The 15,171-nt window shown below is 67.2% G+C and carries 15 protein-coding genes; 7 read left to right on the top strand and 8 right to left on the bottom strand.

Annotation, left to right across the window (positions count from 1 at the left end; genetic code table 11):
* Positions 1-32 precede the first annotated feature (32 nt).
* The 7 genes from ACIGJE_RS34235 to ACIGJE_RS34205 form a co-directional block, all read right to left on the bottom strand.
* A complete protein-coding gene (locus tag ACIGJE_RS34235; RefSeq protein WP_367624942.1) occupies positions 33-734 on the bottom strand; it encodes a response regulator transcription factor in 702 nt (233 codons plus the stop codon).
* The gene (locus ACIGJE_RS34230; RefSeq protein ID WP_311940515.1) at positions 731-2,311 is read right to left on the bottom strand and encodes a sensor histidine kinase; all 1,581 of its coding nucleotides are present in this window, start codon (positions 2,309-2,311) and stop codon (positions 731-733) included. The genes ACIGJE_RS34235 and ACIGJE_RS34230 overlap by 4 nt, the downstream gene beginning before the upstream one ends.
* 205 nt (positions 2,312-2,516) lie before the next feature.
* On the bottom strand, positions 2,517-2,723 hold the full coding sequence (locus ACIGJE_RS34225; RefSeq protein WP_311940517.1) for a hypothetical protein: 207 nt from the start codon (positions 2,721-2,723) through the stop codon (positions 2,517-2,519).
* A gap of 121 nt (positions 2,724-2,844) precedes the next feature.
* Positions 2,845-3,651: a formylmethanofuran dehydrogenase subunit C gene (locus ACIGJE_RS34220; RefSeq protein WP_415084142.1), complete on the bottom strand. Its 807-nt coding sequence runs from the start codon at positions 3,649-3,651 to the stop codon at positions 2,845-2,847.
* Positions 3,648-4,592 (bottom strand): formylmethanofuran--tetrahydromethanopterin N-formyltransferase, encoded by a 945-nt coding sequence (gene fhcD / locus ACIGJE_RS34215; RefSeq protein ID WP_311940520.1) that lies wholly within the window; start codon positions 4,590-4,592, stop codon positions 3,648-3,650. The genes ACIGJE_RS34220 and fhcD overlap by 4 nt, the downstream gene beginning before the upstream one ends.
* Positions 4,580-6,214, bottom strand: a complete 1,635-nt coding sequence (locus ACIGJE_RS34210) for a formylmethanofuran dehydrogenase subunit A (protein WP_415084144.1) — start codon at positions 6,212-6,214, stop codon at positions 4,580-4,582. Before ACIGJE_RS34210 ends, fhcD begins: the two co-directional genes overlap by 13 nt.
* Positions 6,208-7,236 (bottom strand): formyltransferase, encoded by a 1,029-nt coding sequence (locus ACIGJE_RS34205; RefSeq protein ID WP_483681755.1) that lies wholly within the window; start codon positions 7,234-7,236, stop codon positions 6,208-6,210. The genes ACIGJE_RS34210 and ACIGJE_RS34205 overlap by 7 nt, the downstream gene beginning before the upstream one ends.
* 180 nt (positions 7,237-7,416) lie before the next feature.
* Here ACIGJE_RS34205 and ACIGJE_RS34200 point away from each other — a divergent pair, with 180 nt between their 5' ends.
* From ACIGJE_RS34200 to fae, 7 genes are all read left to right on the top strand, one after another.
* Entirely contained in the window at positions 7,417-8,454 is a 1,038-nt protein-coding gene (locus ACIGJE_RS34200; RefSeq protein WP_367624938.1) for a beta-ribofuranosylaminobenzene 5'-phosphate synthase family protein, read from the top strand.
* The gene (locus ACIGJE_RS34195) at positions 8,454-9,347 is read left to right on the top strand and encodes an NAD(P)-dependent methylenetetrahydromethanopterin dehydrogenase (RefSeq protein WP_483681753.1); all 894 of its coding nucleotides are present in this window, start codon (positions 8,454-8,456) and stop codon (positions 9,345-9,347) included. The genes ACIGJE_RS34200 and ACIGJE_RS34195 overlap by 1 nt, the downstream gene beginning before the upstream one ends.
* Positions 9,313-10,467: an ATP-grasp domain-containing protein gene (locus ACIGJE_RS34190; protein WP_483681751.1), complete on the top strand. Its 1,155-nt coding sequence runs from the start codon at positions 9,313-9,315 to the stop codon at positions 10,465-10,467. Before ACIGJE_RS34195 ends, ACIGJE_RS34190 begins: the two co-directional genes overlap by 35 nt.
* Positions 10,464-11,438 carry a methenyltetrahydromethanopterin cyclohydrolase gene (mch, locus tag ACIGJE_RS34185; RefSeq protein WP_311940530.1) on the top strand — a complete coding sequence of 325 codons (975 nt, stop codon included), beginning with the start codon at positions 10,464-10,466 and terminating at the stop codon, positions 11,436-11,438. The genes ACIGJE_RS34190 and mch overlap by 4 nt, the downstream gene beginning before the upstream one ends.
* A gap of 94 nt (positions 11,439-11,532) precedes the next feature.
* Positions 11,533-12,444 carry an ATP-grasp domain-containing protein gene (locus tag ACIGJE_RS34180; protein WP_483681769.1) on the top strand — a complete coding sequence of 304 codons (912 nt, stop codon included), beginning with the start codon at positions 11,533-11,535 and terminating at the stop codon, positions 12,442-12,444.
* The gene (locus tag ACIGJE_RS34175; protein WP_415084152.1) at positions 12,441-13,289 is read left to right on the top strand and encodes a triphosphoribosyl-dephospho-CoA synthase; all 849 of its coding nucleotides are present in this window, start codon (positions 12,441-12,443) and stop codon (positions 13,287-13,289) included. Before ACIGJE_RS34180 ends, ACIGJE_RS34175 begins: the two co-directional genes overlap by 4 nt.
* Positions 13,290-13,445: 156 nt before the next feature.
* Positions 13,446-13,952 carry a formaldehyde-activating enzyme gene (gene fae, locus ACIGJE_RS34170; RefSeq protein WP_311940534.1) on the top strand — a complete coding sequence of 169 codons (507 nt, stop codon included), beginning with the start codon at positions 13,446-13,448 and terminating at the stop codon, positions 13,950-13,952.
* Between the two features lie 424 nt (positions 13,953-14,376).
* Here fae and ACIGJE_RS34165 read toward each other — a convergent pair whose 3' ends face one another.
* Positions 14,377-15,099 (bottom strand): HisA/HisF-related TIM barrel protein, encoded by a 723-nt coding sequence (locus ACIGJE_RS34165; protein ID WP_311940536.1) that lies wholly within the window; start codon positions 15,097-15,099, stop codon positions 14,377-14,379.
* Positions 15,100-15,171: the final 72 nt, after the last annotated feature.

Here is a 15,171-nt window from a genome sequence, read left to right as displayed (position 1 = left end):
TGGTTAGCCTCTAATGCTATCCGCCGCTTTTCTCACCGTCCCGAGCGGTTGCCCGCCATGTCGAGCATGAAGCCGCGGCCGCGAACCGTGCCGATCAGCGGGCCACCGACGCGGGTGATGTCGGCGAATTTGGTTCTGAGATAGCCGACATAGACATCGACGACATTGAGCGAGACGCCCCCCTGCGTGGCCCAGAGGCGGTCGAAGATCTCGCCGCGCGAGACGGGATGGTTGGCGCTCTGCATCAGCAGGGCGAGCAATTCAGCCTCCCGCTGCGTCAGGCGCACATGCACGGTGCCGTAATGGGCCTGGCGCGTCTCGTGATCGAGCACGAGGCGCCCGACGATCAGGCGCTCATGTTCATCCGAGGTGCCGGACCGATGCAGGAGGTGGGTGCGAAGCCGCGCCACCAATTCATCGAACTGAAAAGGCTTGACGATGTAGTCGTCCGCGCCGGCGGTGAGGCCGTCGACCCGATCCTGCACTTCGTCCTTGGCGCTGACGAACAGGATCGGTCCCGTATAGCCGGTCTCGCGCAAGGCCCGGCAGACATCGAGCCCCGAACCGTCGGGCAGGATCATGTCCAGCACCACCGCGCAGGGGTTGATGTCCCGGGCAGTGTCGAGGGCCTGGTCCGCCCGTTCCACCGTGGTGACGTCGAATCCCTCGACCTTGAGGCCCCTGCTGAGCATCGAGCCAATGTCGGCATCATCTTCGACGAGCAATACATTCATGATGCAAATCCTGTGTGCGTATTCCCTTCGGCAGCTCGAGGCAGCGTGATCGCCACCCGCGTACCGCGCTCGGTGTTTGGATCCGATGCTATAACGATGCTGCCGTGATGTCGCGCGATAACCCACTGGGCCAAGGCCAGGCCGATGCCGAAGCCTGAAGAGGCAGCGCCGTTGCGGCTGACGAAACGCTCGAACACCTGCTCCCGTGCCTCGGCGGGAATGCCGCAGCCATTGTCGCTGACGAAGATGCCGGCGGCGTCCGGGCTATCTTCCAGGCGCACCTCGATGCGTGTGGCGCCCTTGGCATGGCGGATGGCATTGTCGATCAGCCCCTCGATCACCTGGCGGATCCAATCGCCGTCGGCGACGATGTCGCCGGGCGATTCGGGCAGGACGAGCGCAATTTCGAGCTGGTGGCGCCTGGCCACAGGCGCGTAGCTCTCCACGGTGTCCGCCAGCAGGCGCGCCAGGTCGATGCGGCGGAAATCGAGGGTGATCTCGCCGCTTTCCGAGCGCGCGACGCGCAGCATGTCCTCGACGCGCCGATGCAGGCGGAAGGCGCGCTGACGGATGGTGGTGAAAGTGGTGCGGGTTTCCTCGGGGCTGATCGAGGGCGCTCGCAGGGCGATGTCGCATTCGCCCAGCACCACGGTGAGCGGGGTGCGCAGCTCATGGCTGACATCGGCAAAGAAGCGCCGGCGCGAACGGTCGATGCCGGCCAGCCTCTCATTGGCGGTGGTGAGATCGGCCGTGCGCTCGGCCACGATGCGTTCGAGTGCCGCCCTGTCCAGCGACAATTTATGTTCGCGTCTGGCCAGCGAGGCCGCCATGCGGTTGAAGCGCGCCACCAGCAGGCCGAGTTCGTCGCGCGCCCCGACGGCGAGCCTGGTATCGAGCTTGCCGCGACCGATGGCGATGGCGGCGTCGTCGATGGCGCTGATTCGGCGCAGCAGCGGCCGGATGATGCGCTGGTGCAGCAGGATCGCGATCAGAATGGCCAGGATCGCCGCGGCGATGGCCGCGATGGTCAGGCGCTGGGAAGTGCGGGCGATGTCCTCGCGCGCCAGCTTGACGGCCTGCCGCTCGGCCTCGACCAAGGCGGACAAGCGCGGACCAGCGCTGAGGCCGAAGCCGTTGAGGGCACCGCGGATGGTATCGCCGCGGGCCGCACTATCCGATTGCTCGAGCCCGGCGGTGATGGACGCGTCCAGGCCGGCGATATCCGCGCGCAGCAGTGCCAGCATGCGCTCCGGCGTCTCGACGCGGCCGGGGATGGTTTCGCCCTGCCAGGGGTCGGCGCCGGCCGCCGTCAGCACGGTGTCGATCTGGTTCTTCAGGGCAGTCAGGCGCAGGCGGCTGGAGGCTGCGGTCTGGGCGCTGTCGATGGCGGCAAAGGCGTAGTCGGTCAGACGTCCGGAGGCTTCGGCCAGCAGGTCGAGCCGGCGCTGCGACACGGTGAGACGCTCGACCGCGAAATCGGAAGTCCGCACCGCGAACAGCAGGCCGGCCGCCGCCAGCAGGGTCAGCATGGCGGCGCCGGCGATCAGAAAGGAGAGAGAGCCTCGAATCGATCCCATGCCGCCACGAACCACAATTGTTCCGACCATTGTAGTCGGTAGACGATGCACACTTGCCCAGCTGAGGCGCCGACGCAAGGCTGCGGCACCTTGGGCAAAGCGCGTTTTGGACGGAAACGCTTATTTGCTCCGGCTTCCTGCCAGCGCGTCCCCGTTGTTCCTGCCGGATGTCGCAAATCGCAAAACGCTGTTGGGAGTGCCGTTTTCAGATGTCGGTGGGCAGGTCCCGCTTGGTGACGCAGCGCCAGTTGCGTATTTTCCATTGCCGGTGCGTGGATTGCCACTGGGCGATGGTTTCCTGTGCATGCAGCAAGCAGGCCATGCTGTCCCGCGTATCCATAGACCAGCTGATACGCTCCTCGCGGCAGGAGTCGGGCGCGCTCATCAGGCAGACGGTCAGGAGAATCCACATGGGGTGCCTCTTGCTGCAGCAAGCGATATTAGCCTGTTCCGGTTTGCAGCTCCAATCAAGCTGCACTTGTGAGCTACCTCCCAGGCGGTAGCCGCGCACCCTCGGAATGCTGCCTGCCCGTTCATGCCGCGGGCATCAGGATCTCGCCCTTGCCGAGCGTGGCTAGGTCGCCGGCCAGGCGCTCGGCCTGCTGGGGGATGAGCTCGGCCGATTGGGGGCGGATGCGTGCTACGGCGCGGCGCAGCAATTCGCCAACCACGAGGCGATGCGGGCCGGTTGCTACGAAGCTCGGCAGCAGGGCGCCATGCGAGGTAGCGATGATGGTGCCTCGTCGCATGCCATAGCCGGGATTGTCACCGACTTCCGGGGCTATGATGGTGCCGGCTATCAGGCCCGAGCCCGCATAGTCGCCCGCTCGCCCGCCGACGAGGATCAGCCCTCGCCGCATGCGTTCGCCCAACCTGTCGCCCGCATCGCCCTCGATGACGAGGGTCGCGCCGTCGAGGCCATGCATTGCGCCGTGGATGGCGCCGCCCGCCCGTTCGTCCGCGTGGCCGGCGATACGGACGAGCCCACCCCTTGCCGCACTGGCCGCAAACGGACCGGCATTCCCGGTGACCTCGATCGTGCCGCCGCGCATCGCCTGGCCCAGCCGCTGGCCGACGTCGCCGTCCACCACGAGGCGGCCGGATTCCAGCCCAGCGCCCGCGAGGTCGAACCGAGGCGAGCCGCCCTCGAAGCGGATCTCCTCGCGTTTGCCGTCCTCGACCGTGAAGATATCGGCCACGACGACACCGAAGCGCGAAGTGCCGATCGGGAGTCTTTCGATGTCCGAAAGCGACAAAGCACCGATGCGATGCGGCACCAGGCCCGAAAGGTCGAGGCGTTCGGGCGGGGCTTCGCGCAGGCGAAAAGTGAGGGCGCTCATGCCAGCAACTCGCGCAGATGAAAGTGATATTTGCCGAGCTTGCCGCCGTAATTGCCGGCGGTGACACGCAGGAGACCGTGCCGCGGTCCCGCTTCGACGGCCGCGTGGAGACCCTGTCTCATCGAGGCGCGCACGGCCTCGGCCGAAAATCCGTCGATGACGATCTCGAGCACCGCTCCGACCTCGGGCGCCAGGGCCGACCGGGCCCGGCCCTTCAATGTCGGGCAGTAGGAATCGTTGGTCGAGGCGATCATGCCCTTGGTGCGCCCGCCGACCTTGGAACCGGAGCGCACGATACCGCCCGGAAAAGGCAGGATCGCATCGGGCACGGCTGCTGCGGCGCGGGCCGCGGCTTCGGCCACCGCCAGGGTGCCGGCCTGGTCGCGGCCTAGAAACAGGAGATTGCCGCCACCGACGGCACCCTCGACCAGGCCGGTATCGTGCTCGCAGACGAACTCGCCATCCATCACCGGCACGCGCCAATAGCGATGGCCCCCGATTCGCTTGGCCGTTTCATAGCCGTCGCCGAAATAGCGGATATTGGCGCCTAGCTTGAGGCGCCGCTTGCCGTCGGAACCGGCATAGCAGGCCGAGCCGGGACTGGTCAGCACACACTGGCCGACACGACGCGCCAGCTGCTTGCCGAGTCCGTCGGCATCGAAGCCGAACAGGAGGACGCGCAGGCCCGGCCTGCCGTCCGGCGTCTCCTCCGGCGAGAGGCTGCGGTCGATGCCGGCCTCGACGCCGCAGCCGATCACCGACGTGGCAAAGCCCGTCAGGCTCGCGGCCGCGATCTCGGCCCAGTGCGGGGTATCGGCCGTCAGCACGATCGCGGTCGCGGCCATGCCGAAGGCCTCGGCGAAAGTATCGTCGATGGCGATGCCGTTGAGCATCAGGTCGGAGCTGGGCGTCAGATCAGAGTTGGGCGTCAGATCAGACATGGCTCGACCTCGAAAACATCTCTTTCGCCAAAGGCCTCCTGGGGCACGGCAAAGCTCTCCAGGCCGGCACCGAAGCGGTCCTCGAGATACCGGTCGGCATGGCGCGTCATGGCCGGATCGAAGCCCGGCGCCAGGGTCAGGGTGCGGCCGGCTCGCCATCCCAGCGGCTCGCCCTGGCGCAGCACGACCGCTCCGTCCTTCAGGACCAGCTCGGCCGAGGCGAACATGGCGGTGCGGTCGGCATCCTCGCGGTAGATGGCCACGTCTGCGCGGGCGCCCGGCTTGAGATGGCCGCGATCGGCCAGTCCCAGCAGGCGTGCCGGCGCGGCGCGGGTCATGATCGCGATTTCTGCCAGGGTATATTCACGCTCGATCGCGGCAAGACCGCTGCGCTCGCGCACGATGTCCGGCAGGCTCGCCAAAGTGCGATCCCGTTCCGCCTTGTCCATGAGCAGATGGATCAGGCGGGGATAGGCGGTGAACGGACCGCCATTGGGATGGTCGGTCGTCAGCAGCACCCGCCAGGGGTCCGGCGAAAGCAGGAAGAGTTCGAGGCCGATGGCAAATTGCAGCGCGTTGATGCCGGAGTTGCGTCTGTAGCGATAGGGCACGATGCCGCCACCCTCGGCATCGCCGTCGACCAGGATCCACTTGCGTGGCCGGCCGGCCTTGCGGCTGGAGAATTGCCGGAGAATGTCGAGGGAGATCGTGCAGGTCTGGCCGAACACCACCTGGCCGACATCGATGGTTGCGTTGGGGTTCGCCGCCAGGGCCGCGCAGACCTCGGCGGCGGCCGAGACGATCCCGCCGCTCTCGTGCCGGCCATAGCTGTAGAACTGGGCATGGGCGAAATGGACGGGGCGTCCCTCCGCTGCCTTGATGGTCGCGATCAGCGTATCGACGGCACCGGGCAGGCCGAGATTGTTGCAATGGACATGGAGGGGATGCGGCACGCCGATGGCCGTGGTCGCATCGAGCAGGGCCGTGAGGATCTGGCGCGAGGTCAGGCCATAGCTCGGCACCTCGTCGTCGAGCCCGAAGGTGCGGACATTCTGCTTGAACGCCGCTGCCCCGCCGGCATTGATGACCTTCACCCCGAGCCCGCGCGAGGTCGCCAGCGTCAAGGCCGTGAGGTCGCGCACCGCCTGGGCGCCTTCCTTGCGCCGGAGCAGGGAGAGCAGCTGGTCGTCATTGCCGAGCACGCTGAGCGCGCCGCGATCGATCAGGGGAATGTCGTCGAGCTCGAGATGGGTCGCCAGGGCGGCGCTCGGCGCCAGCGCCGGCTCGATCACCGTGGTATAGCCCATGCGCGTGTAGAGGCGACCGGTCTCGAAACCCGACCAGCGCGCGGTCGAGAAGGGCAGGGCCGGGTCGCCGGCGGTTTCGCTGACATGGAGTTCGGGCAGCAGCAGGCGCGCCAGGGTCACGTTGCCGCCGGCGATATGGGAATGGACGTCGATACCGCCGGCCATCACCACGCAGCCGCGCGCGTCGATCACCGTGTCTGCGACGGCCTGCACCGGCTTTTCGACGATGCGCTCGTCCTGGATCCACAGATCCGCCTTGCCGTCCCGACCGGAGACGGGATCGATGATGCGGCCGCCCGCGATGCGCGTCAGCATGATCCCGGTCCCTTCTCGCCGATTGCGGTGTGAATGGCGTCGAGGATCTCGGCGGCATCGGTGTTTCGAGGAGAAGGGCCGCTCCCGATGGTTGCGAGCGTGCCGCGACGTTCGTCGAAGCAGACGGCCGTACCGGACTCGCCCGGAACGGCGACCTCGATCACGATGCCGGCCTGCGCCTCGTCGGGGCGCCCGGCGAGCACGATGGCGGGAATGCCGGCCGGCGGCGTCTCGCCATGGGCCTGGGCACAGAGCCACAGCGCCGCATCGGCTTCCCCGCTGGCCACCAGGCGGCGAGCGTCGAAGCGCCAGGGATCGTGCTCGGGATAGCCGCGTCCCAGCCCGACACGCGGCGCATCGCCGGTCGTCCAGCTGCCGATCGCCAGGGCCAACCGCGCCGCGGCGGGCACGCCGAGCGGCAGGCTGGAGAAGCGGGTCTCGTCATTGAGGTCCTTGACCAGACCCTGCAGCATGCCGACGGCCGGTTCGCCCAATTCCTGGGGATCGTAGACCGCGACCCCGAAATGGGCGGCCTTGATCTTGCCGGCAAGGCCGTTGAGTTCTGCCGTTTCCGGGCTTGGCGCCAGTCGGCCGGCCGCGAGGGCGCGCAGCAGCGCAAGCTGCCCGGCGAGGGCGTCAGGGGCCGCTTCCAGCCGGAGGACGTCGCGTTCGGCTACGCCGGCCAGGGGAGCGGGGGCCGCCACGAGCTCGGCAAGCAAGGGGTTGGTGGCGACCCGGCGCCCGACCACCAGCAGCCGGTCGGCGCGGGCACGCGCCTCGGCCCAGGTGGTGGTCATCGCGCCACGGGCGGCAAGGGCGCCGAGATCGGCATAGAGCGCATCCGAGCCCTCGCAGTCGATCGCAGCGCCGATATGGAAGGCAAGCCGGTAGGCTGCGCGCACCGCCGCCACATCGCCGGACAGCCCGCCGACGATGGGCAGGCGCGCCCCGCCCAGCATGCGCGCCGCAGCGGCGATGGCCTCGTGCTGATCAACCGGTTGGCCTTCGATCCAGGCGCGCATCCGTGTGCCGTCTCCTGCCTTTCATTTTCGCTATAGCTAACAACCACCTCAGCGTTCGGCCAAGTACCTCGATGCTCTCTGGCAAATTTATAAGAATAATATGGATTATTTCTAAGAAATCGCTGCGTTGCCAACGATGTTTATTTGTTATGATATTTTCCTATTGGGGAGGCCGCGCCGATGTACCAGCAGAAGGGAACGACCTTACCCGGATTCGAGTCCGCCTCCCTGGCAAGTCCCGCTTCGATCCGGGTAAGGGCGAGTGCGCGCCTGCATCTCGGTTTTCTCGATCTCCATGGCGGTCTCGGTCGCCGTTTCGGCAGCTTGGGGCTGGCCGTGAGCAGCCCTGCCGTGGATCTCGTCGTATCGGATGCCGAACGCCTGATAGCCGAGGGGGAGGAAGCCGAACGCGTACTGCGCTATGCGGAAGCGGCGGCACACCATCTCCAGGTCGAGCCGCGCGGCCATTTTCGGCTGCGGCGCAGCATCATGCCCCATGCCGGCCTCGGCTCTGGGACGCAGATCGCCCTGGCGGTCGCGGCGGGCCTTGCCAGACTGCGGGGGCGACCCTTTCAGGCGCGCGACGCCGCAGAGGCGCTCGACAGGGGCAATCGTTCTTCCGCCGGCCTGGCCGCGTTCGAAAAAGGCGGCCTGGTTCTCGATGGCGGACGCGGCGAGGATGATCGCGCGCCTCCGATTCTGGCCCGCCTGCCCTTTCCCGAGGATTGGCGGGTGCTGCTGGTCTTCGACACCTCATCCCACGGCCTGCATGGCGAGGCCGAGGTCAGCGCCTTCCGGCAGTTGCCGCCCTTTCCCGAGGCGGCCGCAGCACATCTGTGCCGTCTTGCCCTGATGCGCATCCTGCCGGCCGCGGCCGGCAGGGATGTCGAGGCTTTCGGTGCCGGCGTGGCCGAGCTGCAGCGCGTGGTGGGTGATCACTTTGCGTCGGCGCAGGGCGGTCGCTTCACCAGTCCGATCGTCACCAAGGTGCTGGCCGCCTGCGAGCAGCGGGGCTTTGGCGGCATCGGGCAAAGTTCCTGGGGCCCCACCGGTTTCGTGATTATCGGTTCCGACAGCGAGGCACGCCGGCTGGTCGCCGAACTGAAGGCCGACGGGTTGCCGCCAGGCATTCGCCTGGAGGTCGTCCGCGGACGCAACCAGGGTGCTCAGGTGCGGATCAACCGTGACCATGCGCTCAAGAGGAGGCTCGCGTTCTGATGGCCCGATCGATCCTGCATATGCTCTCGCCGCTCAAGCATATGAGTCCCTTCGACGTCAACATGGCGGTCGATGCCGGTTTCGATGTCGTCATTCCTTATACGGGTGTGACGTTGGAGGAAATCCGGCCGCTGGTGCAGGACGCCATCTTCTCGCGGGCGCCGGGCGATGGCGCCCGCACCTCGATCTTCATCGGAGGCAAGAACGGCGGCCTTGCGCTCGACATGCTCGATGCCGCACAGAAGGCCTTCGTGCCGCCTTTCGCCCTCAATCTGTTCACCGATCCGGCCGGCTCCTTCACCACGGGCGCGGCCATGGTCGCCAAGGTCAGGGCCGTGCTGAGGGACAAGCATGGCGGCGAACTGGCCGGCCGCAAGGTCGTGATCTTCGGCGGCACCGGTGTCGTCGCCTATTGCGCCGGCGTACTGGTTGCGCTCGAGGGCAGCCACGCCGTGCTGGCGGGCCATGACGGCACCAAGCGAGTGAGCGACATTGCCGCCGGCATCAAGCAGCGCTTCGGCGTCGATATCGGGTATGCCGATGGCAGCACGCCCGAGGCACGCCGGGCGGCGGTCGCCGGTGCCGAAATCGTCCTGTCCAGCGGGCCCGCCGGTGTGAACATCCTTTCCGCGGCCGATCTCGAGTCCGTGCCGGGCCTGCTGGTCGCCGCCGATGTCAACGCCGTCCCGCCGGCAGGGGTGGAGGGCGTCGGCGTGATGGCCAATGGCGAGCCTTTTGGACATGGCAAGGCGCTGGCGGTCGGTGCGCTTGCGATCGGAAACGTCAAATACAAGACCGAACTCGGCCTGTTCCGTCGCCTTCTGGCAACCGAGAAGCCGATCAGCCTGGATTTTCGCGATGCGTACAAGCTTGCCCTCGAGATCGCAGGGTGAGGGCGCCAGCGTCCTGATCGCCGCCCAGTCGGGCCGCGGCCTTGCCGCTGCAGCCAGGCGCGCGGGGTACAGGCCGCTGGTCGTCGACCTCTTCGGTGACAGCGATACCAGAGCCCTGGCCGCGGGCTATCGCCAGGTCAAGGGTCGGTTCGGCGTGGGTGTCGCCGGCCTTGCCGTCCTCGACGCGTTGGACCAATTGGCGCTTGCCAGTGCCGGGCCGCCTCTCGGCGTCGTTCTCGGCAGCGGCTTTGAAGCCAGCCCCGCCTTGATCCAGGCCATCGATGAGCGCTTCGGCCTGATCGGAGCCAGTGCCGACACGGTGGCCAGCCTGAAGAATCCGATAGGCTTTGCGCGCCTGCTGGCGGAACTCGGCATCGGCCACCCACAGGTCCGGCTGGAGCCGGTCGCCTCGTCCTCGGGCTGGCTGTCCAAGCGTCGCGGCGGTTCGGGCGGAAGTCATATCCGCAAGGCCCGCCCCAACGGGGTGGTGCGCGGGAGCTATCTGCAGCGGGCGGTCGAGGGGGAGCCGGTTTCCGTCGCCTTCCTTGCCGATGGCCACCGGGCTCAGATGATCGCCCGCACGCGTCAATGGGTTTCGCCCGGCCGGGGGGCGGCATGGCGCTATGGCGGCGCCATCGAGCCGGGCGGGCCGCTTGCGATCGATCCTGAGATTGAGATGGCGATCGGCCGGATCGTGGCGGCCACCCGGTTGCGAGGCCTCGCCAGCGCCGACCTGATGGTGACGCCAGATCGCTGGTGGCTGCTGGAGATCAATCCGCGGCCGGGCGCTACGCTCGATTGCCTCGACCGGCGGAAGACGCCGCTGTTCGAGCGCCATTGCCGTGCAAGCCGAGGCGAATTGGGCGCGTTCGAGGCCCCCCCAAAGGCGGCCGCCGGCACGATGATCGTCTATGCCGACAGGCCTGTCGCCAGGGTGCCCGACATCGCATGGCCGGCTTTCGTGGCGGACCGGCCGGAGCGCGCCAGCGCGATCAAGGCCGGGGCGCCGATCTGCACCGTCGCCGCCACAGGCGGGGAAGCTGTTGAGGTTCGACGTCTGCTCGACCAGCGTGGTGCGGACATCATCCGTCTCGTTCAAGAGGAGAGAATTCCCGCGTGACGATTTTTCTGCAGCCCCCAAGCGTCAATGCCCTGGCCAGACCGTTGGTCGACAGCCTCGTCGCCGATGCGGCGGGCCTGCGGCTGACCGTCAGCGCGGGCCCGGGCGGATGTCGCTTCATCGATGCCGGTGCCGGCGTTCCCGGCTCCATCGAAGCGGGCCGCCGGGTTGCTGAGATCTGCCTGGCGGGGCTCGGCCGTGTATCGATCGCGCCCACGGGGCCGGTGGAGCGCTGGCCCTTCTCCGTCAATGTGCAGACGACCAATCCCGTCCTGGCGTGTCTCGGCTGCCAATATGCCGGCTGGAGCCTGCGCGCCGGAAGCGGCAAGGAGGCCTATTTCGCGCTTGGCTCGGGGCCGGGACGCGCTGCCGCGCGGGTGGAGCCTCTCTTCGTGGAACTGGGCTACAGCGACGAGGCCGACAGTGCCGTCCTGATCCTGGAAACCGCCTCGCCGCCACCGGAGACCGTGGTGCGCAACGTTGCGGAAGCGACGCGGCTGGCGCCCGAAGCCCTCACCTTCATCTATGCGCCGACCCAGAGCCTGGCCGGGGCGACCCAGGTCGTCAGCCGCGTGCTCGAGGTCGCGCTGCACAAGGCGCACAGCCTTGGTTTTCCGCTTGCCGACATCGTCGATGGCTTGGGCACGGCGCCCTTGGCGCCGCCGACGCCGGATTTCGTACGCGCCATGGGCCGCACCAACGATGCGATCATCTATGGCGGGCGTGTCCACCTGTTCGTGGCCGGCACCGCCCAGGCCGCCAAATCGCTGGCTGAAGCCCTGCCGAGTCCCACCTCCCGCGACCACGGCAAGCCCTTCGCCGAGATTTTCAGCCGTTTCAAGGGAGACTTCTATGCCATCGATCCGCATCTGTTCAGCCCGGCGGAGGTCATCGTCACCGCACTCGAGAACGGCGAGACCTTCCGCGGCGGCCATCTGATGCCGGACCTGGTGGATGCCTCCTTCTCGTAGCATCGAACGCCGAGCTCACAGGACCCCAACCTCGCAGGAACCCTTGGTAGGACATCTCGAATTGAACCCGGTCGAACACCCTGTGGGACGCGGATTGCGCATCGGTCTCGCAGCCGACAATGGCGAATGGCATCGCGGGCGCCTGCTTGGCGCCCTGCGCGCCTGCGGCATCGAGCCGGTGCTGTTTTCCCTGGCTGATGTGGCCATGGTCACCGGCGGGGGCGAGCCGTTGCGCATTCCCGGCTTCGAGGGAGAATTGCCGGATGGGGTGCTGCTGCGCACCATATCGGGCGGCACCTTCGAGGCGACCACCCTGCGGCTCGGCGTGCTGCATGCCCTGGTCGCCGCGGGCGTGGTGGTGTGGAACGACCCCCGCGCCATCGAGCGCTGCGTCGACAAATCGATGACCAGCCTGCTGATCGCCAGGGCCGGCCTGCCGACGCCGGATACCTTCGTGGTGTCGAGCCGGGAGGCGGCGGTGGACATCGTGCGGCGCGAGGCCAGGCCGGGCGTGCCGTTGGTTCTCAAGCCCCTGTTCGGCTCCCAGGGCGAGGGCCTGCGCCTGATCGGCATACCGGACGATCTTCCCCAACTCGAGGAGGTGGCGCGGGTTTATTATCTGCAGCGTTTCGTGCGCCGGAACGTCGAGGGCTGGCGGGACTATCGCGTCTTCGTCTGCGACGGTCGCGTGGTGGCAGCCATGGCGCGCGAGGGCGATGGCTGGATCACCAATGTCCACCAGGGAGGGCGCCCATCGCCCTGGCGGATGCCGGAGGAGGCTGCGGACCTTGCCCTGAGGGCGGCGCAGGCAGTCGATGTATCCTATTGCGGGGTCGACCTCATCGAGGATGATCGCGGCCGCTTCCTGCTCCTCGAGGTCAACAGCATGCCGTCCTGGTCCGGCCTGCAGAGCATCGTCGACGTCGATATCAGCGAGGCCGTCGTCCGTGCCTTCCTGAAGGCCGTCTACGCCGCCCACCGTCCGGCAATGGTGGCCGTGTCATGAACTATCACCGCCCCAGCCTCGATCTTGCCGGTGCCTACCGGGACGCCTGCCTCGCCGAACTCCGGGCCCTGAAGCCCGGCAATGTGCATGTCTTCGCCGATATCGGCGAGACCAAGGTCGCCGATTTCGAGGCGAGCGCGGTGGCCTCCGCACCCTGGATCGGCCAACCGGGCGCCAGCGTCGGGGCTCGTATCCTCGCTGCCATCCGGGCGACGCGCGAGACCATAGGCTGGAACACCAATCTGGGTATCGTGCTGCTTTGTGCGCCGCTTGCTGCGGCCGCCGAGGCGGGGGGAGACTTGCGTGCGGCGCTTGCCTCGATCTTGTCGGGACTCGACAGGATCGATGCGCGCGATGCTTTCGAGGCGATCCGCCTGGCTTCGCCCGGCGGGCTGGGAAGCGCCGATCGCCACGATGTCCACGAAGCGCCGACCGTGACCTTGCGCGAAGCGATGGCTGAGGCGGCGGCGCGCGACCGCATTGCCCGGGCCTATCTCACCGATTTCGAGGATGTCTTCGAGACGGGCCTGCCGGCGCTCCGGCAGGCACAAGCGGCGGGCCTCGATGAGCCTTGGTGTACCACGTCGGTGCACATGGCGTTCCTGTCGCGTTTTGCCGATACGCATATCGAGCGCCGCCGCGGCCGCGAGCAGGCCGAAGCCGTGCGGGCGCGCGCCGCCGAAATCATCGAGGCGGGTCCACCAGGCCCGGCCTCGCTCGCAACCTTGCTGGCATTCGATGCCGAACTGAAGAAAGGAGATCTCAACCCCGGAACTTCCGCCGACTTCACCGTGGCGACATTGTTTGCCGCCGCGATCATGCGCCTTCCGGCCGCGGGCACCTGAACGGATGCTTGCTGGTGACGGAATGCGCGATTACGCTCATAAAGCTATCTGGCCAACCGGTTCGGCGCCGTGTCGAACGCTGCAAACAAGGATAGATGGCTCGGCCGCCGCTCCAAGGGATCGGGGCCTTTGTTCTCGCAGGGAGGACTATCGAATATGGCAAAGATCAACAAGGTTCTGATCGGCGAATCCCTTGTCGGCGACGGCAATGAAGTCGCTCATATCGACCTGATCATGGGTCCTCGCGGCTCGGCCGCGGAGACGGCGTTCTGCAACGCCCTCACCAACAACAAGGACGGCTTCACCTCGCTTCTGGCGGTGATCGCCCCAAACCTGCAATGCAAGCCCAACACCTTGCTGTTCAACAAGGTGACGATCAAGGGCGCCAAGCAGGCGGTGCAGATGTTCGGTCCGGCCCAGCACGCCGTGGCGCGTGCGGTGCAGGACAGCGTCGCCGACGGTACCATTCCCGCCGACGAGGCCGACGACATCTTCATCAGCGTGGGCGTCTTCATCCACTGGCTGGCGGACGACGACGCCAAGATCCAGAAATACAACTACGAAGCGACCAAGCAGGCGATCGAACGCGCCGTCAATGGCTGGCCGAGCGCGGCCGAAGCCACCAGCAAGCGCGAGCAGGTCAAGCACCCCTTCGCCGCATAGATCGGGGACAGCCCTGGGCAGGAGCCGCCTGCTGCGCCCATGCCTGCAGGCCTGCTTCAGCGGCTGGCTGCCATCTTTCTCGGACGCTGAAACTTCGCCGGAGGAACCCAGTTTCTCCGGCGAAACCTAGATCGTCGTTGTTTCGCTGCGCGTAACCGCTCACCTCTGGCGGCAAGGTCGAGCCGCCCCTCACCGTACCTCTCCCCGTAAGAACGGGGCGAGGGGGCACAAGTGTTGCGATTTGTCCCAAAACCTCTCATCTCGCCCAACGGGTTGCGCGAGATGAGGCGCTTTCAGTCAAAAGTGCTCGGTCGAAGTCTCCTCGCCCCGTTCTTACGGGGAGAGGTACGGTGAGGGGCCGCACCACGGTGAGCGATATCGCTGTGCTCGCAATGACGGGTCACCTATGATGCCGGTTGGTTTTTTACAGGCGCCCGTCATGCAGGGCAGAAGCGACGAGAATGCCGGACACGCCGATTTCGGCGAGGGCGGCAAGATCGCCCTTGTCCCGCAGGCCACCGGCGGCATACAGCCTGCAACGGGCAGGAGCCTGCCGACGAAGCGTGGACAGCCTTTCGAGATCAGGGCCGCTGCCCATGCCCACGCGCCCCAGCGTCATGACGATCACCCGTTCCGGCCAGATCGAGGGCGTGGCGAGGATCGCGTCCGGGCCGACATAGTCGTCGCCGCGAAAATCCAGCGACAGTACGGCTTGACCGGCCAGGTCCCGCACGAGCCTGTCGTCGCTCTGGCTCTCCGAGCCTAGCACCGGAAGGCCGAGCCCTTCCTCCAGGAAGGCTTCCGCTTGCGAGCGGGTGGCAATGCCGGCATCGACCCACAGGCGTACCGCCGGAAAGGCGGCGGCGAGACGCCGGAGACTTGTGGTATCGCGCCCGCGTCCCTCGATACCATCGAGATCGGCGACGTAGAGTTGGGGGGACGGGGCGACCTTGAGCAGGCCGGTGGCGACGTCGACCGGATCAGCCGTGGGGCTGAGCGGCGTGACGATCGGCTGGTAATGAGCCCGGTCTCCGGCCTTGGCCCGCACCACCGATCCGTGGCGGAGATCGATGACCGGCACGATCTCGACGCCGCGGCTTGCGCCCGGAGCGGCATGGGCTTTGTCCTGTCGATCCGGTGCGGGCATGATGACGACTCGAAAGCGGCGTTGCCCCTTTGTGGCACGGCGCCTTGAATGGTGGAAGCAACAGGCCGTGAA

It is taken from the genome of Labrys sp. E2SS-1L, assembly GCF_057073705.1.
This window is presented reverse-complemented; position numbering and strand designations above follow the sequence as displayed.

Coding starts and splice junctions, on each gene's coding strand:
- ACIGJE_RS34235 (WP_367624942.1), bottom strand. CDS start 734: ATGAATGTATTGCTCGTCGAAGATGATGCCGACATTGGCTCGATGCTC.
- ACIGJE_RS34230 (WP_311940515.1), bottom strand. CDS start 2,311: ATGGGATCGATTCGAGGCTCTCTCTCCTTTCTGATCGCCGGCGCCGCC.
- ACIGJE_RS34225 (WP_311940517.1), bottom strand. CDS start 2,723: ATGTGGATTCTCCTGACCGTCTGCCTGATGAGCGCGCCCGACTCCTGC.
- ACIGJE_RS34220 (WP_415084142.1), bottom strand. CDS start 3,651: ATGAGCGCCCTCACTTTTCGCCTGCGCGAAGCCCCGCCCGAACGCCTC.
- fhcD (WP_311940520.1), bottom strand. CDS start 4,592: ATGTCTGATCTGACGCCCAACTCTGATCTGACGCCCAGCTCCGACCTG.
- ACIGJE_RS34210 (WP_415084144.1), bottom strand. CDS start 6,214: ATGCTGACGCGCATCGCGGGCGGCCGCATCATCGATCCCGTCTCCGGT.
- ACIGJE_RS34205 (WP_483681755.1), bottom strand. CDS start 7,236: ATGCGCGCCTGGATCGAAGGCCAACCGGTTGATCAGCACGAGGCCATC.
- ACIGJE_RS34200 (WP_367624938.1), top strand. CDS start 7,417: ATGTACCAGCAGAAGGGAACGACCTTACCCGGATTCGAGTCCGCCTCC.
- ACIGJE_RS34195 (WP_483681753.1), top strand. CDS start 8,454: ATGGCCCGATCGATCCTGCATATGCTCTCGCCGCTCAAGCATATGAGT.
- ACIGJE_RS34190 (WP_483681751.1), top strand. CDS start 9,313: ATGCGTACAAGCTTGCCCTCGAGATCGCAGGGTGAGGGCGCCAGCGTC.
- ACIGJE_RS34175 (WP_415084152.1), top strand. CDS start 12,441: ATGAACTATCACCGCCCCAGCCTCGATCTTGCCGGTGCCTACCGGGAC.
- fae (WP_311940534.1), top strand. CDS start 13,446: ATGGCAAAGATCAACAAGGTTCTGATCGGCGAATCCCTTGTCGGCGAC.
- ACIGJE_RS34165 (WP_311940536.1), bottom strand. CDS start 15,099: ATGCCCGCACCGGATCGACAGGACAAAGCCCATGCCGCTCCGGGCGCA.